At 52.7% G+C, this 19,749-nt stretch carries 16 protein-coding genes and 1 pseudogene; 12 read left to right on the forward strand and 5 right to left on the reverse strand.

The genetic code is table 11. The features are described from left to right. The first annotated feature begins 2 nt into the window (after positions 1–2). Complete coding sequence (locus DW082_RS03825) at positions 3–1,406, forward strand: CCA tRNA nucleotidyltransferase (RefSeq protein WP_055204207.1); 1,404 nt, start codon at positions 3–5, stop codon at positions 1,404–1,406. A 111-nt stretch (positions 1,407–1,517) separates the two neighbouring features. Beyond that, positions 1,518–2,819, forward strand: coding sequence for an NAD(P)/FAD-dependent oxidoreductase (locus DW082_RS03830; protein ID WP_118457429.1), 1,302 nt, complete (start codon positions 1,518–1,520; stop codon positions 2,817–2,819). A gap of 70 nt (positions 2,820–2,889) precedes the next feature. Here DW082_RS03830 and DW082_RS03835 read toward each other — a convergent pair whose 3' ends face one another. Both DW082_RS03835 and DW082_RS03840 read right to left on the reverse strand, forming a co-directional pair. Next, entirely contained in the window at positions 2,890–4,911 is a 2,022-nt protein-coding gene (locus DW082_RS03835; protein WP_118457431.1) for an FAD-dependent oxidoreductase, read from the reverse strand. Positions 4,912–5,085: 174 nt separating this feature from the next. Further along, positions 5,086–5,820, reverse strand: coding sequence for a YebC/PmpR family DNA-binding transcriptional regulator (locus tag DW082_RS03840; protein ID WP_055204200.1), 735 nt, complete (start codon positions 5,818–5,820; stop codon positions 5,086–5,088). 106 nt (positions 5,821–5,926) lie between these two features. On the opposite strand from DW082_RS03840, the gene DW082_RS03845 reads away from it, so the two are divergent. Together DW082_RS03845 and DW082_RS03850 are read left to right on the forward strand one after the other, a co-directional pair. Beyond that, the gene (locus DW082_RS03845; RefSeq protein WP_118457432.1) at positions 5,927–6,493 is read left to right on the forward strand and encodes an L-threonylcarbamoyladenylate synthase; all 567 of its coding nucleotides are present in this window, start codon (positions 5,927–5,929) and stop codon (positions 6,491–6,493) included. 5 nt (positions 6,494–6,498) lie between these two features. Continuing rightward, positions 6,499–6,912 (forward strand): thioesterase family protein, encoded by a 414-nt coding sequence (locus DW082_RS03850; RefSeq protein ID WP_055204196.1) that lies wholly within the window; start codon positions 6,499–6,501, stop codon positions 6,910–6,912. Between the two features lie 131 nt (positions 6,913–7,043). On the opposite strand, the gene DW082_RS03855 is transcribed toward DW082_RS03850, so the two are convergent. Then, entirely contained in the window at positions 7,044–8,609 is a 1,566-nt protein-coding gene (locus DW082_RS03855) for a hypothetical protein (protein WP_118457434.1), read from the reverse strand. Between the two features lie 203 nt (positions 8,610–8,812). On the opposite strand from DW082_RS03855, the pseudogene DW082_RS14925 reads away from it, so the two are divergent. Beyond that, positions 8,813–9,041: pseudogene (locus DW082_RS14925) on the forward strand (phage integrase SAM-like domain-containing protein); the annotation flags it as partial. A gap of 130 nt (positions 9,042–9,171) precedes the next feature. On the opposite strand, the gene DW082_RS03865 reads toward DW082_RS14925, so the two are convergent. Further along, positions 9,172–10,023 carry a helix-turn-helix domain-containing protein gene (locus DW082_RS03865; protein ID WP_101570612.1) on the reverse strand — a complete coding sequence of 284 codons (852 nt, stop codon included), beginning with the start codon at positions 10,021–10,023 and terminating at the stop codon, positions 9,172–9,174. Between the two features lie 205 nt (positions 10,024–10,228). Here DW082_RS03865 and DW082_RS03870 point away from each other — a divergent pair, with 205 nt between their 5' ends. The 4 genes from DW082_RS03870 to DW082_RS14935 are packed head-to-tail and all read left to right on the forward strand — an operon-like array spanning position 10,229 to position 15,718. Beyond that, positions 10,229–11,266 carry an efflux RND transporter periplasmic adaptor subunit gene (locus DW082_RS03870; protein ID WP_118457436.1) on the forward strand — a complete coding sequence of 346 codons (1,038 nt, stop codon included), beginning with the start codon at positions 10,229–10,231 and terminating at the stop codon, positions 11,264–11,266. After that, entirely contained in the window at positions 11,266–14,385 is a 3,120-nt protein-coding gene (locus DW082_RS03875; protein ID WP_118457438.1) for an efflux RND transporter permease subunit, read from the forward strand. Before DW082_RS03870 ends, DW082_RS03875 begins: the two co-directional genes overlap by 1 nt. Next, positions 14,382–15,068, forward strand: a complete 687-nt coding sequence (locus DW082_RS14930) for a TolC family protein (RefSeq protein WP_259335496.1) — start codon at positions 14,382–14,384, stop codon at positions 15,066–15,068. Before DW082_RS03875 ends, DW082_RS14930 begins: the two co-directional genes overlap by 4 nt. Then, complete coding sequence (locus tag DW082_RS14935) at positions 15,065–15,718, forward strand: TolC family protein (RefSeq protein ID WP_259335497.1); 654 nt, start codon at positions 15,065–15,067, stop codon at positions 15,716–15,718. Before DW082_RS14930 ends, DW082_RS14935 begins: the two co-directional genes overlap by 4 nt. 141 nt (positions 15,719–15,859) lie before the next feature. On the opposite strand, the gene DW082_RS03885 is transcribed toward DW082_RS14935, so the two are convergent. Continuing rightward, positions 15,860–17,251 carry a decarboxylase gene (locus DW082_RS03885; RefSeq protein ID WP_055204192.1) on the reverse strand — a complete coding sequence of 464 codons (1,392 nt, stop codon included), beginning with the start codon at positions 17,249–17,251 and terminating at the stop codon, positions 15,860–15,862. 262 nt (positions 17,252–17,513) lie between these two features. On the opposite strand from DW082_RS03885, the gene DW082_RS03890 reads away from it, so the two are divergent. The 3 genes from DW082_RS03890 (at position 17,514) to DW082_RS03900 (ending at position 19,722) form a co-directional block, all read left to right on the forward strand. Next, positions 17,514–17,762 (forward strand): hypothetical protein, encoded by a 249-nt coding sequence (locus tag DW082_RS03890; protein ID WP_118457440.1) that lies wholly within the window; start codon positions 17,514–17,516, stop codon positions 17,760–17,762. Positions 17,763–18,184: 422 nt separating this feature from the next. Further along, a complete protein-coding gene (locus DW082_RS14680; RefSeq protein WP_220452635.1) occupies positions 18,185–18,430 on the forward strand; it encodes a hypothetical protein in 246 nt (81 codons plus the stop codon). A gap of 71 nt (positions 18,431–18,501) precedes the next feature. Continuing rightward, positions 18,502–19,722: a sigma-54-dependent Fis family transcriptional regulator gene (locus DW082_RS03900; protein WP_101570622.1), complete on the forward strand. Its 1,221-nt coding sequence runs from the start codon at positions 18,502–18,504 to the stop codon at positions 19,720–19,722. Positions 19,723–19,749: the final 27 nt, after the last annotated feature.

Below are 19,749 nucleotides of genomic sequence, written 5' to 3' on the forward strand. Positions count from 1 at the left end.
CGATGAACGACGCGCTGCGACATCCCCTTTTCAAACAAATCGGAGCGATCGCCGACGCCAAAGGCTTACAGGCCTTCGTGATCGGCGGCTATGTCCGCGACTACTTCTTGCGGCGTCCCTGCACCGATATCGACGTCGTGGTAACCGGCAGCGGAATCGACGTGGCCGAAACGCTGGGCCGACAGATCGGCAGCCGGGTATCGGTCTTTAAGAACTTCGGAACTGCGATGCTGCGCTGCGGGAAGTGGGAAGTGGAGTTCGTCGGGGCCCGCAAGGAGTCCTACCGTGCCGACTCGCGCAAACCGATCGTCGAAAACGGGACGATCGAAGACGACCAGCTACGGCGCGACTTTACGATCAATGCGATGGCTTTCTCGCTGAACGGCGATACGTTCGGGCAGTTGATCGACCCGTTCGACGGAACGGGCGACTTGGAGCGACTGCTGATCAGAACCCCGTGCGATCCGGACACGACGTTCTCGGACGATCCGTTGCGGATGATCCGGGCCGTACGTTTCGCCGCCCAACTGGGTTTCGACATCGAACCGGAAACTTTCGACGCGATCGAACGCAACCGCGAGCGGATTTCGATCGTCTCGAAAGAACGCATCGTAACCGAACTGAACAAGATCCTGCTGTCGCCGGTTCCGTCGATCGGATTCGACCTGTTCGACCGCTGCGGGTTACTGCCGCTGATCTTTCCGGAATTGTCGCGGCTTAAAGGCGTCGAACGGGTCGGGAAACACGCCCACAAAGACAACTTCGTGCATACGCTCAAAGTGCTCGACAACATAGCCCGTCATACCGACAAACTCTGGCTGCGTTGGGCGGCGCTGCTGCACGACATCGGCAAACCGAGAACCAAAGCCTACGACCCGAAAACGGGATGGACGTTCCACGGGCACGAAGTCGTCGGATCGAAAATGGTCGCGGCGATCTTCCGGGAGTTGAAACTGCCGATGAACGAGAAGATGAAGTATGTCCAGAAACTGGTTTTTTTGCACCTGCGGCCGATCATCCTCGCCGAAGACGTCGTAACCGACTCGGCCGTACGGCGGCTGCTGTTCGAAGCGGGCGACGACATCGACGACCTGATGACCCTCTGCGAAGCCGACATCACTTCGGCCAACGACGCCAAGGTCAAACGTTACTTACAAAATTTCGAGCTGGTACGAGTCAAACTGCGCGAAATCGAGGAGAAAGACCGGATCCGTAATTTCCAGCCACCGATCTCGGGCGAGCTAATCATGCAGATTTACGGACTGAAACCCTGCCGGGCGGTCGGCGAGTTGAAGAGCGCCATCAAAGACGCCATTCTGGACGGCGTGATCGCCAACGACTACGACCAGGCTTACGCCTACATGGAACGGCAGGCCGCCGAACTCGGGCTGAAAAAAATCGGGTAGGGCCGTCCCTTCCCGGTAAATTATTCATAAAACCGGCTCATTTTGCATTTTCGGTATTCTATTTGCCGGATAGGTCGTTACCGCCATTGTCAAACGTTAAACACCAAAACTATGTCATCGAACATTCCCGATACCGACAAAAAACGCATCGTCATCGTGGGCGGCGGATTCGCCGGCCTCGCATTGATCCGTACCCTGCGCCGCAGCGGTATGCAGGTCGTGCTGGTCGATAAACACAATTACCACATGTTCAAGCCGCTGCTGTACCAGGTGGCCAGTTCGGCGCTGAATGTCGGCGATATCGCATTCCCGTTCCGGAAAATGTTCCACGGATGGAACGACTTCTACTTCCGGATGGCCTATATCGAACGCGTCGACGCGACTGCAAAGCGATTGTACACCACGGTCGGAGACATCCGCTACGACTACCTGGTCATCTCCACGGGCTGCGTTCCGAACTTTTTCGGGATCGAAAACATCAAGCGCACCGCACTGGCGATGTCCAACATCACCGACGCGCTGAATATCCGCAACCGGGTACTCCGCAATTTCGAGATCGCCGTAACGGCCTCTTCCGACGCCGAACGCATCTCGCGGCTGAACGTGGTGATCGTGGGCGGAGGCGCTTCGGGGGTCGAAATCGCCGGAGCGCTATCCGAAATGAGACGTTACGTGATGCCGAGGGATTACCCGCGGCTGGACATGTCGCACATGAGCATCTACCTGATCGAAGGACTGGGACGCCTGCTCTCTTCCATGTCGGAACAGACCTCTGCTGAAGCGCTGAAAACCCTGAAGAGCAAAGGCGTCAAAGTGATGCTGAACCGAAAAGTGACCGATTATGTCGACGGCTGCGCGATCTTCGACGACGGGGAGAGCATCCCGACCCAGAACTTGATCTGGACGAGCGGCATCCGGTGCAGCGCCGTTCCGGGCCTCGAACAGCAAACCAAAGAACGCGGCGGACGGATCGGCGTGGACGCTTTCAACCGGGTCAAAGAGTACGACGACGTTTTCGCCATCGGCGACATCGCCGCGATGCACGACGACGCGGAGTATCCGAACGGACACCCGCAACTGGCTCGCGTCGGAATTTCCCAGGGAAAACGTCTGGGGAAAAACCTGCTGGCCGGACTCAAAGGACGCCCGATGAAACCGTTCCGCTACTGCAATTACGGCGTCATGGCAACCGTCGGCCGCAACAGGGCTTTCGTCGAATGGAAAAAGATCCGTTTCGGCGGTTTTGCCGCATGGGTCGTCTGGTCGACGATCCACATCATGTTCCTGCTCGGCATCCAGGGCAAGCTGAAAGTATTCTGGGGCTGGGTATGGAATTATTTCGGACACGACCAGCCGATCCGGCTGATCATCGGCTCCTACGAACGCCAGAAAAAAGAGGACGGCCTGGCGTAAACTTACCGGCGAACAAAACCGCGGCGCATCTGAAAATAGACGCGCCGCGGTTTTATTCGGAAGCAAGGGATCAGTTCTCCGACCGGGCCGGAATGAACAATACGGCATCCGCGACGACTATGCCGTCCGCCTCTTCGTTCGAAATCTCCACATACCCTTTCCGGCCTTCGGGCAGCCGATAGCGGCCGATACGCACCCATTCGCCGCCGGTCTGTCCTTCGACGACCACGTCCGACGACCGGATCCTCCGGTCGTACCGCCGCGCCCCGTCGAAAACCCGGATCGAAGTATGCGTAGTCGCTCCGCCCACTTTCGGGAAGTAGACATAAATGTCGTATTCGTTTCCGGCCGGAAGCCGCGGCACGTATCGCAACGATTTGGGAAATGTCCCCTTCGAATCGTCCGACAGGAAATCCGGCCCGTAGGCCGACCAGGCGTTTTTCTCCGTTTTCCAATCGCCGCTGACGACGACGTTTTCGGCATCGCTGTTATCGACGAACAGTTCGGGCTGGCTACCATCCGCCAGCGGATTGCCCGCAAATTCATCCATCACGGCCGCAACGTCGACACGCTGCACGCAGCCTCCGCACCGGTCGATCGCCTGGCAGGCCGCTATGGCCGACGACTGCGCCAACACCATGAATACCGGCTCCATGCGGATCGAACCGTAAGCGATGTGCGATGCGGACAGGCATACCGGAACCAGCAGGTTCCGGGCTTCTTCGGCCCGCGGCGTAACGGCCCGGTACGAGACGGGGTAGGGGCCGAACCCTCCGATCTCGACATTACCCTCGTTCTTGACCATGCCGTTCACGACGTGGCGGTCGCAATTGTGCGAATCCATCGTATAGGCGGCCCAGCCGATGCCGTCGGTCACCGTCTCCTCGCCCAGGCAATGGTGCTGGGTCATCACGACGGGGCCGATCATACGCCGCGCTTCGCGTACGTACATCTGGTGCGTCCAGTGCCCGTTATCCGTATATTCGTCCTTCGGGTATCCCCACCGCAGCATCTCCCTACGGATGGAGTCGGGGACGCGCGGATCGTGTCCGATAAAATAGAGAAGCCCTTTCGTGTAGTCCTCGTGGAATTTTCGAATCCGTTCGCGCTCCGGGTAATCCGCTTCCGGATAGTTCCAGTTTTCACCGATCACGTCGGTCGAAAAACCGCCGGAATTATTGATATCCGTCTTGCCGTTCGGCATTCTGCTCCAGATAAAAACATCGTAAGGCGTTTTCCACGGAAGCTTCTCCTTCAACCGTACCAGCAACTCGTACCGCTGCGGATCGTAGTTGTCCGGGCGGGTGATTTCAACCCGGTTCTCCGGACGATCGGTAAGCGCGATGCGGAAATTATAGGCCTGCACTTTTTTGTTCCCCGTCCCGTCGGGCAGGATCGGATCGGGATTGATGCCGTACAGCAATCCGCTGGCGCTGTCCCCTCTGACGATATACGGGTCGATCCCGTCGGGAAACTGGTGGCCGTTCATCCGCTGCGCCCCGTTGTAGGTTTCGCCGTACCGTTCATTACCTTCCCGACCGACGGTGTAGGAAACCCCGGCGCGCGCCATCAGATCCCCTTCGTAACTGCAATCGATAAATACCTTTGCGCGTACCGTTCTACGGGGCGACGACCGCGGCGAAACGGAGTTTTCGAGCGTGATATTCCGGATCACTCCGCCCCGGTTGGCCGCCCGGACGATCCGGCTGTCGTACCACACCTCCACATCCGCCCGGCGGATGTACTCGTTGAAAACGGCTTCCGCTTCTTTCGGTTCGAAAATCCATTGTTCGAGCTTGCCGTAATGCCGGCCCAGCCGACGGTAGAAATCGAGCGCCAGGCCCCGGATGACGTATTTGTTCCCGATATCGGTATATCCCAGCCCTCCGGAACTCATTCCGCCCAGATGACGCCCCGGCTCGATCAGCAGAACGCTCTTCCCGGCCTGCCGGGCCGTATAGGCGGCTATGACGCCGGCCGAGGTTCCGCCGTAAACGCAAATATCCACCTTTTTCACATTCTCTCCCTGTAAAGGGCTGCAAGCGCATACCGTCACCGAAAGCATCGCCAGACAAGAGATTATTTTCGACATCCTCATCGTATGATCCGTTAATACCGGAGTACCGCTGCTTCCAAAAAATCCGTAAAAGCGAAAATCCTCCGGTTGCCGCAAGTTGGTCATAAAAACTGAAAATCACAACAAAAAACGGTCGCGGATTTCGATCCGCGACCGTTTTTCGTCGTCTCTTTCGCCAAAACCGGAAAGCTACTCCTCCTCGCCGCCTTCGGCCTCTTTCATATTGTGGTAAACATTCGCCACATCTTCGTCCTCTTCCAGTTTCTCGATCAGTTTCTCGACCGTAGCGCGCTGCTCCTCGGTCACCTCCTTCGTGTCGGTCGGGATTCGCTCGAACTCCCCGCTGATAATCTCGTAACCGTTATCCTCCAGGTACTTCTGAATGGCTCCGTACGATTCGAACGCCCCGTAGATCACCACTTCCTCACCATCGACGAACACCTCGTCCACGCCGCAATCGATCAGTTCGAGTTCCAGCTCTTCGATATCCATCCCTTCTTTCACCGGAGTTTTGAAAACGCACTTGTGATCGAACATAAACGACACCGATCCCGAAGTCCCGAGCGAACCGCCGAGCTTGTTGAAATAACTGCGAACGTTGGCTACGGTACGCGTCGTATTGTCGGTCGCCGTCTCGACAATCATCGCGATCCCGAACGGAGCGTATCCTTCGTACACCATCTCTTTGTAGTCGCCCATCTCTTTCGACGTGGCCCGTTTGATCGCGCGTTCGACGTTCTCTTTCGGCATATTGGCGGCTTTTGCATTCTGAATCAGCACTCTGAGGTGGGTATTACCCGCCGGATCAGGCCCTCCGGCCTTCACGGCAATCGCGATTTCCTTTCCCAGTTTGGTAAAAGTACGGGCCATGTTGCCCCATCTTTTCAGTTTGCGTGCTTTTCGATACTCAAATGCTCTTCCCATAATATGTTTTGTTCGTTTTCATTTTTTTAGAGGTACAAAGCTATACTCTTTTTTAAAAATAGACAAAAAAAAGCGTACTTTTGTGCGATTCCAAATTATGTAAAACATGGCTGAAGATCCGATTTATCAGGCGCTGGAAGTCCTCCGAGGGGGGGGGATCATCCTCTATCCGACCGATACGGTCTGGGGGATCGGATGCGACGCGACCAACGAACAGGCAGTCGCGCGCATCTACGACCTCAAACAGAGCGTCAACAAAAAGAGTATGCTCGTACTGCTCGACCAGATCGACAAAGTATCGCTATACATCCAAAAAGTGCCCGAAGTGGCGTGGCAGTTGTACGAAGTAGCCGACAAACCGCTGACGCTGATCCTGCCCGGAGCCTGCGCCGTCGCCCCGAATCTGATTCCGGACGAAGGGACGCTGGGAATCCGTATTCCGGATCACGAATTTTGCAACAACCTGATTCACAAACTGAATCGACCGCTCGTTTCTACTTCGGCCAATATTTCGGGCAAACCGTCCCCAATGTCGTTCAGCGAAATCGCAAAGGAGATCGTCGACGGCGTCGATCTGGTGATCGACCGCGCGTGGGAAGGTCGTCCCACCGGAAAAGCATCGTCGATCGTCAAGGTCGGCGTGAACGGAGAAATTGAAATCATCAGACCATAAAGCCTATGATAGAGACACAAATACAAATGCGCTTCGCCGACATCGACGTACTGGGGCACGTCAACAACGTCAATCAACAGCACTATTTCGACCTCGGGAAGTGCGACTTTTACAAGCAGGTGCTCGGCCTGACTCCGTACTGGAAAACGGCCGGACTGATCATCGTTGCAAGCCAGACGAACTACCTCGTCCAGACCCGCCGCGACGAGCCGATCTCCGTACGCACCCGAATCATCCGGGTGGGTAACAAAAGCTTCACGCTGCACCACCAGCTCATCAACTCCGAGACTGAACAGATCAAGACCGAATGCACGGCCGTCATGGTGGCTTACAATTTCGACGAGCAGCACTCTTTCGAAATGCCGGACGAATGGAAAGCCAAGCTGACTGCCGAAATGGAAAAAGACGCGGACCGATAACTCCGTTCCGTAGACGGAAACCGGTCGTCCCGCCGGGCGCGCCGCGCCGCAATACCGACGATCCCCGGGAAACAGAATTCCGTTTCCCGGGGATCGTATTTACGAATCTCGCCCGCGCATATTCCGCCGGATCAGAATGCTTCCGATGCGGTAAACAGGAAAGCCGTACACCTTTTTTTGTCCCAGTGGAAATTCGGATTGCCGTGCGCGCCCCAACCGTAATCCAACCGGATGTTCATCCGCTTTTTAAATTCGAAACGGTAACCGACGCCGAAACTGCAAAGCGTATGATTCCAGGCAAAAGAATCGACGCCCCAAACGTTACCCGCACCGATCCACGCGGCCACCCCGTGGCGACGGTAAACCCGCTGGCGCAATTCGACCTGCGTCATCACGCAGTTCCGGTCGCGGTAGCGCCCTTCGTAATAACCGCGCATGCGCTCCATGCCGCCCAGCGACGAATACATGTGCCAGGACGGCACTCCCATCGTAAAATTCCCGTAAAGGTCGTAAGCCAACACGCACCCTTTCCACGTTTTCTGATACCAGTCGAAGGTAACCTGTATCTTCCCGAACGTATGCAGCGAATTGCCGAGCCATCTCGGGAAATATTTGATATCCAGATTAAAGAAAATACCTTTGTACGGACTGGTCAGCACATCGCGCGAATCGTATTGCAAGAAGGCCCCCAAACCGACATTCATCGCATTGGGATTTTCGCCGGTCGATCCGACATAGTTGTCGAACGGATCGGCTTTCGCGGGATCGTAATAACCGTTGCGCCACGCATCGTACAACCGTTTCCCGTCTCCGTAGGAATAACCGTTGAAAACCGCTTTTTCCTGCGCGTCGAGACGGTCGTAAGCCTCCTGCGCCCCGCCGATCGTACCGCCCGACTCCTGGAGCACCTTATCCACCACCGATTCGTAATAGAGGAACGACCGTTCGGTAGCGGAGGACTTTTTCGATTTGGCTCCCGTATAGTCCAGACTGAAAGTCATCCCGGCGTAAGCCTTCGGCGCGATCCGAACGCCGCCGCTCGCACGGACTTTATACATCGTCGTGGTCAGCTCCTGCACGTATCCCGCTTTTCCGGCGTCGTAACCCACGCCGTAAAAAGCGCCGGGAAAATAGACCATCGCCCCGGAATAAGAGACACGATAACGATTCTGCTTGAAAATATTGGTGCCGCTGACACGCAGCAAGGCGAACTTCTGGGTCGTTACGTTTCCGTAAACGGCAAAATTGGAAGGCATCGTCGTCGAATCCGTTCGATCCAGCCGATACAGGCCGGCTATCAGGAATCCGATACCGAAACCCACGTCCGATGAATAATTCGGACCGGGCGCTATGCTCCAGTCGAGCTTCTTTTCGAAGGTGCGGTCCACGTTCGACCGGCCGTAATAATCGATGATGCGGGCGATGAAATTCTTTTTGTGACGGGAGACGGTATCCTGAAACGCATCGATATCGGACGCCGACTCTTGCTGTAACGATCCGGTTAGTTGCTTGACGGACGGGAAAGACGCCGAAGTTTTCTGCGGATCGGCCATACCGGCGACTCCTCCTTTTTCATCCCTTCGCAATTTCAGAGAATCGTTCGTTGCGGTTTGCCGCGAAGAAAGTTCCTGCGCCTGCAAGGCAGCGGCGGTTCCCAGCAATAAAAAAACGACCAGAACTTTTCGGAAAATCTGCATACAAACGGGTTAGTGATTTAGGACAAAGGTACGGAAAAAAACGAGATAGTAGGCTGAAAGAGGCAAGAAGGTTGTAAACAAAGGGTTTAGAGAAAACACAGACTGCGAGGACAAAGAAGCCAAGCGAAACCTTTGAAAAGCCAAGTGAGACCGGAGTTGCATTACTATCCCGCTACTTCGGTTCGGATAAAGGATTTTCGACGTTAGGTATGAACCATGAAACCTTGTTAGCGATATTCCGTCAGCACAACGAGGATTACCAGAAGCAGGCGGGCAAGCTCAAAAGTCTGCACAGTTATTGGAAATACTGCACCGTGTATAAACACCTCGCGGAGTTCCATCGAAGAACGCTATAAAGTCAGCGCCATTGCCTTGGAAGAGCTTGCTCCCGCATTCATCACCGACTTCGAGCTGTTCCTCAAAACCGAAAGGACAGGCTTCTGAACTGAACCGAACAAAGAAACGGGCAGGCGTCGAAACCTGCCCGTTGTCATTCTCATTCGCTGAATACTCTTGCCGGCAAATTCTTGTTTCTTGTACCTATCGGTTTATATTTGGACATCTACAAATCCATACTACAATTCCTCTTAAATGTAGCGTTTTTATATTCAGACGGAGAACAGCCTGCATACAACTTAAAATAGCGCCCGAAAAAAGACTGGTCGGTAAAATGTAATTTGCATGATGTTTCCTTGATGCTTATCTTAGGATTGGACAATAAACGTTTGGCTTCTATGATGACGAACGTCGTAATCCATTGAGATGGTGTCTTGCCCGATACCTTATGAATTAATGTCGTGAAATAGCGGGGCGTAAGGCCTTGTTGCTTTGCATAAAACTGTACATTTCTGTGAATATGGAAATTCTGATACAGTGAAACGAGAAAGTTCTGGAAAGTCTTGTCCTTGCGAGTCTGCTTCATAGACTGCATCGATTTGTTGGTTATATAGGCATCTATCACTTCGTAACAAAAGGCTTGAACAAGCGATAACACGATTTGTGTCCCCAATTGGGTCTGGATATTTTTCCTTTTACGGACAAACCAAATGATTTCCTCTATACGTTGCAATTGTTCAACCGTCAAAGAAACAAGAGGATGGAAACGTATATAAATATGACTTTGAGTGTCGGATATGGAATCGAGCGAGGAAAATATGAAATTGAAATCCGCCGTTCCCGCCACTCCCTGTAGGTCATCGCTGACACTATGGATTTGTGTCAGCGAGAATGCCGGATATATGTACAAATCGCCTTTTTCCACATTGTATAGCCGTTCGTCCATTATAAGAGAAATTTTTCCTCTTTTACAAAGCAGGAATCCATTTTGATTAAGATAGCTGAAAGGATTTCTTTGCTTTATATTTTTGCTGTCTATATCGAATAACTCGATATTGGAATCTTCAATTGTACTCATTTATTTTGTATATCTAAACCTCGGCAAAGATAAAAAAACAAACAAAACAAACTCATATTTCGCTATGAATCTTCCGTAAATCGAACATATCATACAATTTTCGCTCAATTTTGCTCTTGCGCGCCATTTTTGATTTGCATAATTTTATAGCCGCAATTAAGGACAATTCATATATGAGAAAAATTATGTTATAACATGTCTGTTCATGGGACTGTTATTGCTGAACAGCTCGTGCCACAGTAAGCAGACGGAGGAAACGGACACGGCAAATGTCCGGCTCTTCATGGTTGAAAACGCCGGTGCTACATCGGTTCAAGAATTTCCCGGACGTGTGAAGGCTGCGGAAGAAGTGAACATGGCTTTCAAGATCAGTGGAACATTGATGAACGTCTATGTCGAGGAAGGCAGCAGGGTAAGCAAAGGTCAGCTTGTAGCGGAAATAGACCCGCGTGATTATCAAGTGCAATTGGACGCTATCAAGGCGGAGTATATGAACGTAAAATCGGAAGCCGAACGTGTAATAGCACTCTATGCGGACAGCGTAAGCACAGCCGATGCATATGACAAGGCACGATTTGGCTTACAGCAGATTGCCGCAAAATATGAAAATGCCCAAAACCAATTAGCTGACACAAAAATATATGCTCCTTTCAATGGGTATATTCAGAAACGCTTGTTTGATCCGCCAACGGTCGTGGCAGCAGGTATGCCTATTGTCACGATTGTATCAGGGGGTAAGCAAGAAATAGAAATCAATATCCCGGCGTCTACTTATATTCATCGCAACAAGATGGAATCGTTCTATGCTTCATTTGATTTCATGCCGAACCAGAAAGTCCCGCTCCGCTTGATTAGCATAGCACCGAAAGCCAATGCCAATCAATTGTACACAGTACGTCTTTCCATTCCGCAGGACATGTCGCCCCAGCCTTCGCCCGGAATGAATACGATGGTAGATATGGTGATAAGCGATACCGCGAGCGGGAAGACGGAAATACCGTCTTCCGCATTATTCAAGAAAGACGGGAAAAGTTGCGTCTGGGTTTATAATAAGAAGGACGGAGTGATAAGATTACGTGCCGTATCCGTCAAGCAACTCCATACCAATGGCAAGGCAATCATTGCGCAAGGGCTTTCTGATGGGGAACTTGTCGTGACTGCTGGAGTACATAAACTGACGGACAGCCAAAAGGTAAAGCCTATGGCTGATGAATCTGAAACGAATGTAGGAGGCTTATTGTGATGGATGTAGGAAAATGGGCTTTCGACAACAAGAAACTGGTTTATTTTCTTATTGTCGTCTTGCTGGTCGGCGGGCTCTATTCCGCATACGACATGAGCAAGCTGGAAGATCCGGAAATCAAGGTGAAAATGGCGATGGTCGTGGCGACCCGGCCCGGAGCTTCCGCACACGAGATGGAAATGGAAGTCACCGAACCGTTGGAAAAAAACATACGCACCATCGGTGAAGTGAACAACGTATGCAGTTGGTCGTATAATGATTTAACCATCCTCCAGGTCGAAATGAAGACCACGGTTCCGGAAAACGAAATCGAGCAGTGCTGGGACATGTTGCGGCGCAAAGTTTCCGATGCCGGAGCCGGACTTCCGGAAGGCACGTCGGTCAAGGTGCAAGACGATTTCGGATTGGTATACGGCATGTTCTACGCCCTGACCGGTGACGGAACGGACGAGCGCAAACTATCCGACTATGCCCGATTGATCCAGCGGGAGTTGACAAACATTGAAGACGTGGGACGTGTCACTATATACGGAGAACGAGAGGAGTGCATCAACATTGAGATGCTGCCTGAACGTATGGCGACATTGGGCGTTTCGCCTGCGGAGGTACTCACCACGCTGCAAGGGCAGAATGGCATCTATTATACCGGATATTACGACAACGGGCCAAAACGCGTGCGCGTGACTGTCAATGACAAATTCCGCAAGGTAGAGCAAATTCGCAATATGATTATACAGGGCCATGAGGATGACCAACTCCGCTTGGGAGATATTGCCAAAGTAGGTAATGACTATGTCACTCCGGTACGCAACTCGATGGCTTATAACGGCGAGCCGTCTTTGGGCATTGCCGTTGCCGCCGCTTCGGGTACGGACATCGTGAAAGTAGGCAAACAAGTTGAACGGCGGCTTGAGGAATTGAAAGCGGAGCATTTCCCGGCAGGAGTAGAATACCATCGCGTGTTCTACCAGCCGGAACGAGTGACAGATGCCCTTGCCACTTTCTTCATCAACCTGATAGAATCGGTCGTTATCGTCGTGGCGATATTGATGCTCGTCATGGGCTTCAAAAGCGGTGTTATCATAGGCACGAGCCTTATTGTCACGGTTATCGGCTCATTCTTGTTATTGGGCATGATGGACGGTTCCATGCAACGGGTATCGCTGGCTGCTTTTATTCTCGCAATGGGAATGCTGGTAGACAATGCCATCGTGATAATTGACGGCATCCTGATAGACCTGAAACGGGGCAAGCCGCGCATGGAAGCGATGACTTCCATAGGTAAAAGGACGGCCATGCCGCTTCTGGGGGCAACTTTGATTGCCATCCTTGCCTTCCTGCCCGTCTTCCTTTCTCCCGATACGGCGGGCGTATACGTGAGAGACCTGTTCATCGTCCTTGCCGTGTCGTTGTTGTTGAGTTGGATACTGGCACTCGTGCATGTGCCTTTGATGGCAAACGGTTGGCTGAAAGCCGACGCGCCCGGCAAAAAAGAGGAATCGTTATACAACGGTCGGGTATATGGCTGGCTGCGTGCAGCCTTGAATTTCGGGCTGCGTCATCGCGTATCCTCTGTGCTCATCGCGGTCGCGCTCGTCCTGTTAAGCGCATACGGCTATCGGTTCATGCGCCACGGCTTTTTCCCAGACATGGTGTACGACCAGCTCTATATGGAATACAAACTGCCGGAAGGTACGAACTCCACACAGGTGGCGAGCGAGTTGGAAGAAATCAGGGTTTATTTGAAAAGCCGCCCGGAGATACGCAACGTAACGACCGCCATCGGCGGTACGCCCGCCCGTTACAATCTGGTACGCAGCATCGCCACGCCCTCATTGTCGTACGGCGAACTGATTATCGACTTCGAGTCCCCCGACGCGCTGGTGGAAAACATGGATGAAATTCAACGGGAACTTCTGAAGCGGTATCCCGATGCCTACGTCAAGTTGAAACAGTACAACATCATGTACAAGAAGTATCCCATCGAGGCCCTGTTCACAGGACCCGACCCTGCCGTACTCCATGCGTTAGCGGATTCCGCACGCATGATTATGGAACAGACCCCCGAAGTCTGCTTGGTCACGACAGACTGGGAACCGTCCATGCCGTTATTGACGATAGACTACGACCAATCGTCCGCACGCCGCTCCGGGTTGAGCAGGCAAGATATTTCCACTTCCGTACTGACAGCAGCCGGAGGCATACCCGTTGGCAATTTCTATGACGGCATACACAAGAACACGATTTATCTGAAATGTACAGGAGAGGACGGAGAGAAAATGGACAATCTGGAGAATGTTCCTTTGTTCTCAATGATGCCCAATATAAGCAGCGTGTTGGATGAAGAAGCTTTGCTGAAAATAAAATCAGGAACGGCAGACCGCAGTGACCTCATCGAATCGGTCATGCAGACGACACCGTTGAAGCAAATCGGCAAGGGGATTAGCATGGAATGGGAAGACCCCATCGTTCCGCGTTACAATGGACAGCGTGCCCAGACAGTCATGTGTTCGCCTTCGCCTGGCATTGAAACAGAAAAGGCACGCGCAACCATTGCCGAAAGGATCGAACAGATAAAACTTCCCGAAGGATACCAACTACAATGGAAAGGCGAAAAAGATGCCAGTACGCAAACCATGCACTACTTGTTCAAAAACGTGCCGTTGGGTATCGTCCTGATGATTGCCATCCTTATCATGCTGTTCAAGGATTACCGCAAGCCTGCAATCATACTTTGCTGCGTCCCATTGCTTGCCATCGGTATCGTCGGAGCCATGCTTCTAAGCGGACAGTCATTCACGTTCTGCGCCATTGTCGGGGCATTGGGACTGGTCGGCATGATGATGAAAAATTGCATCGTGCTGATGGATGAAATCGGGGAACAGATAAGTGCCGGCATCGCACCGGCCGAAGCTCTTGTATCCAGTTCGGAAAGCCGTTTGCGTCCTGTGATGATGGCTTCGCTTACTACCATTCTCGGCATGATACCGCTGTTGAGCGACGCTATGTTCGGCTCTATGGCTGCTACCATCATGGGCGGCTTGCTCTTCTCCACACTGGCTACGCTGTTCTTTGTGCCTATCCTTTACGCCATGTTCTTCAAAATCAAGATAAAATGAAACGATTATTTATATACATATTCGCCGTATTACCGTTTGCATGCTATTCGCAAACGGTTCTGACACTGGATGAATGCATCCGGTTGGCAAAAGAAAACAATAAAAGGATGGAAGTCTCCGAGCAGCAATTACAGGCTTCCCTGTTTGAAAAGCGCAGTACCAAGGCTCTGTTTCTCCCGTCATTATCATTGACAGGAAACGCTCTTTATTCTACTGCCGACGGTTCCTATTCAAGCGGTATGGGACAACTGCCTGTATTAGGTGCGGATGGAATCCCTACAGGACAGTCTGCCTTGTTTCCGGGCATCGACCTTGCATACGACCTCGGCTGGATATACAGCGGAGGTGTCAAAGTGGAACAGCCCGTTTACATGGGCGGGAAAATACGGACAAGCTACCGCATGGCAAAGATCGGCGATGAAATAGCCCGGCAGAACAAAAGACTGACGGAATCGGAAGTGGTCGTGGAAACGTCACGTGCATACGCCGGAGTGGTGCGCGCCAAAGAACTGGTGCTGGTTGCGGAGTCCTATAATGAGCTATTGACGGAACTGATGCGTACCGTGGAAAGTGCCCGCAAGCATGGTATGAAATCGCAGAACGACGTGCTGAAAGTGAAGGTAAAGTTGAATGAAAGCGAACTGGACTTGCGCCGTGCGGAAAACGGGCATCGACTTGCATGATGAATCTGTGCCACTACATAGGTCGCCCATTGACGGACAAGATAGAAACAGATAGCTCTTTACCTGAAACGAATGCCGGTTATATGCAGGACGACGGCATATCCAACCGTCCCGAATACTTGATGCTTGAACAGCAAAACGAATTGGCTAAACAGAAAATCGCCGTAGCAAGAAGCGAGCATCTGCCACAAGTGGGATTGGTCGGTCAATACGGCTACTTGAACGGCATTGAGCTAAATGGGAGAAAACTGCTCGACAGTTGGAACTTTCTTGTCGGCGTGCAAGTCTCCATACCTATTTTCGATTTCGGACACCGCACCAACAAGATCAAATCAGCCAAGGCGCAATACACACAGGTTCAAGCCGAACGCGAAGATACTAACGAACGGCTTACGCTTGAGATGACCCAGTCGTTCAACAACCTTGACGAAGCATTCCTTGAAAAGAGGTTAGCGGAATCGTCCGTTGTCTCAGCGGAGGAGAACCTGCGTGCGAGCCGACTGCAATATGAGAAAGGCGTGGAAACGCTGTCCGACTATCTTGAAGCGCAGACCTTGTGGCAACAAGCCATGCAGACACAGGTGGAAGCACGGATAAACTGCTATCTGAGATGGCTGGAGTATCAGAAAGCGGTTGGAAAAATTAACTAACGATCGGCATCGAGGTATATTTCTGCGTCCTTTCAAAAATGATTCATATCGTTTTATCTCGATGATGACCCGCAGAAGCGCCTCTCCGGGACAAAGAGGCGCACCGGACTCCTGCTTTTGACCCCGTATGCGCCAGGACGGCTAATACCCTAATATCCGCATCATCGAACGGTAACTCTGCTCCTTGGCGAACAGGCGGGTGTAATACTCGTTATCGCCCTTTTCGCGGTCGATGATAATGTGCTTCGGAGCCGGAATCAGGCAATGCTGGATTCCGCCGAACCCGCCCAGCGACTCCTGGTAAGCTCCGGTATGGAAAAACCCGATGTATTGCGGTCCGCCGTTCAGCTTCGGCAGAAAGATCGCGTTGGAATGCGACTCTCCGTTGTAATAATCCTCGCTGTCGCAAGTCAGGCCGCCGAGAAACACCCGCTGGTACTCCTTGTCCCAATTATTGATAGCCAACAGAATGTACCGCTGGTTGATCCCCCAGATATCCGGTAGCGTGGTCATAAAGGAACTATCGATCATATACCAGCTCTCCCGGTCGTTCTGCTGCTTCTGGTTGATGATCGAAAAGAGGGTCGCGCCGCTTTCGCCCACCGTGAACGACCCGAATTCGGTAAACAAGTTCGGCTCCTCGACCTCGGCCAGGTTGCATATATTCTTGATCTGAGCGACGATTTCCTCGGTCATGTACTCGTAATCATAATTGAAGCCCAGCGAATTTTTGATCGGGAACCCCCCTCCGATGTTCAGCGAATCGAGTTCGGGGCAGATTTTTTTCAGCTCGCAGTAAACGCTCAGACATTTGCTCAGTTCGTTCCAGTAGTAAGCCGTATCTTTGATCCCGGTATTGATAAAGAAGTGAAGCATTTTCAGCTTGAACTTCTTATTGCTGCGGATCTTGGTCTTATAATACTCCACGATGTCGTTGTAACGAATACCGAGACGCGAAGTATAAAAATCAAATTTCGGCTCCTCTTCCGACGCGATCCGGATACCGATCTTGCATTCGGTGTGAATAGCGGCGTCCAGCAGATCGAGCTCCTCTTTGTTATCGACGATCGGAATCGTATTTTCGAAACCGTTATTGACCAGCGCCGCAATATTCTCGACATACTGCGGACGCTTGAAACCGTTGCAGATGATAAAGATATTCTTGTCGATAATCCCGCCGTCGTACAGCGCGTCGATGATATGAATGTCATAAGCCGACGAGGTTTCGAGGTTAATGTCGTTCTTCAGCGCCTCTTCCAGCACGAATGAGAAGTGGGAACTTTTCGTGCAATAGCAATAGTTGTAATTCCCCCGGTAATCCACTTTGGCCATCGCCACATTGAACAATCGCTTGGCCCGTTGTATCTGCGACGTGATCTTGGGCAGATAGGTCACCTTCAGCGGCGTCCCGTACTGTTTGATCACATCCATCAGCGGCACTTCGTGAAAATTCAGCTCGTTGTCGACCACGGAAAACTCATCCTGAGGAAATTCGAACGTCTGCTCGATCAGATCGATATACTTATTCTTCATCTTCAAACAACCTGTTTAAGACCAATCCGCCCCCGCTACTTCATCCGATAAACTGCGAAGTAACGAAGCTACATTTAACTTATAGGACGCAAAGAAGACAATTCTTTTCAACAAAAACAACAACTCGGCCGAATTTATTTTGATTTTCGCTTTTATTTTTTTCCGACGAATACCCATCCCGAACGAACGAAAATACGTCCGGGAGTTGTTTCTATTCCGAAAAAGCCCTATTTTTGGAAATCAAATCTAACGACTGCGAGCCATGGTCAACAAAATTATAGCGGACTACCTGAAAACCAACAAGAGACTGATCGTTCCTCAGTTCGGCGCGTTCCTCCACAAGGACGACGGAACCGTTGCATTCGTTCCGTTCCTGAAAAAAGACGACGGGGTGCTGATCCAACTGATCGGTTCGGCATACGGCCTGAATCCGGGCGACGCACAGGCTGCGATCGAGGAATTTACCGCCGAAATCAAAAAGAACATCGCCGCGCGCGCGCTTATATTATAGAAGGTATCGGAACCCTGAAAATCGATTCGAACAGTATCTATTACCTGGATTCCGGACAAAAGGCAGCGCAGGCCATCCCTGCGCCCCCTCCGGTTGCCGCCGCACCCGTATCCTCGCCTCCGGCAGCAGCACGGCAACAGCGCCCGGCGCCTACGACCGTCCCTCCGGTCGAAAAACCGCAACCGGCCGTCCCGCAGCAGCCGGCGACAGAGCAACGGACGGCTGCCGCGCCGCAACCTCAATCCGGCATCCCGCCCAGACGGTCCGTGCCGCAGCCGACGCAACAACGTCCCGTACAACAACAGACGCCGCCGCATCCGGGCAATCCGGTTCGGCAGACGCCGTCGGCGCAGCAAGTTCCCAACCGCGCTCCGCAACAGCCCTATCAACCGCCGATGCCGAACGCAGGCAACCGGCCTCCGATGAACCAGAGGCCGCAACAGCCCGGTTATCCGCGCAGGCCGCAGCAGCCCGGACGGCCGGTTCAAAAGAGATCGAAAGCGGACGGTTTTATCGTCATCGCGATCATCACCGCCATCATCGCGCTCGCCGTGATGATCTTCGGTTTTCTGGTAAGTCGCGAAGGCCCCGACATCCAGTCGATCATCCTGCCCGCACAGACCGATACCGCGACCGTACAAAGCGCGCCTGCTCCGGACAACGATTAGTCCGTACGAAAAACGCCTGCGCCGGCACTCCTTTCCGGACAATCCGGCACAGGCTACTTACTTAAACGAAAATGGAGTTAACGACCATAAAACAACGCTTCGGGATCATCGGTAACGACGAAAGCCTGAACTGCGCTCTCGAAATAGCCCTGCGGGTCGCTTCGACCGATCTTTCGGTACTGGTGACCGGCGAAAGCGGGGTAGGCAAGGAGTTCTTTCCGCAGATCATTCATGCGAACAGCGCCCGCAAACACGGAAACTACATTGCCGTGAACTGCGGAGCCATTCCGGAAGGCACGATCGATTCGGAACTTTTCGGCCACGAAAAGGGAGCCTTCACCGGAGCTACCGAAAGCAGGAAAGGCTACTTCGAGGAAGCCGACGGAGGAACCATTTTCCTGGACGAAGTGGCGGAACTGCCGCATACGACCCAGGTGCGCCTGCTCCGGGTACTGCAAACCGGCGAATTTATGCGGGTGGGAGCGTCGAAGTCCGCCAAAACCAATGTGCGGGTAGTCGCCGCGACCAACATCAACCTGCGCGAAGCGGTCTCCAACGGACGCTTTCGGGAAGACCTGTACTACCGGCTGAACACGGTGCCCATCACCATCCCGCCGCTCAGGGAGCGCAAAGGAGACATCACGCTACTATTCAGGAAGTTCGCCACGGATATTGCCACGCAATACCGGATGCCCGTCATCACCCTCGACGACGAGGCGCGGCACCTGCTCGAGAACTACCGCTGGCCCGGCAACATCCGGCAACTGAAAAACGTGGCGGAACAGATCTCCGCCGTCGAGGAAACCCGTCTGATTACCGGCGAGATCATCAAAAAATACCTGCCGGATTCCGCGCCGAACACCATTCCGATGGTCATGAGCGGCAGCGCCCCGGCCAGCGAGGTGAATACCGAAAGAGAACTACTGTACAAAATTCTGTTCGATCTGCGCAGCGACATGAGCGAAATGAAACGAATGGTCGCCGAACTACTGGCCGAGAAATCGTACGACGCTCCCAAAAGCGATATCGCCGGGTTGCTGCCTCGCGGCAGCTACCCGATCGCACCGGCCGTTAAATCTCCGGCTGCCGAGGCGCTTTACACCGACACCGAAGAGGTCGTGGACGACGGCCCGAAGGAAGAGATGACCAAAGAAAAAGCGCAGAAAGAGGCAATAATCCGGGCTTTGAAACGTCATAATGGGAAACGCAGAGACGCGGCCCGCGAACTATTCATCTCGGAACGCACGCTGTACCGGAAAATCAAAGAATTAGGAATCGACGAAATCCCGTAATCCCGGAAATGGCCGGCAGGGAAATGG

Origin of the sequence: Alistipes sp. AF48-12 (genome assembly GCF_003477565.1) — a bacterium.
GTDB classification, from domain to species: Bacteria; Bacteroidota; Bacteroidia; order Bacteroidales; family Rikenellaceae; genus Alistipes_A; species Alistipes_A hominis.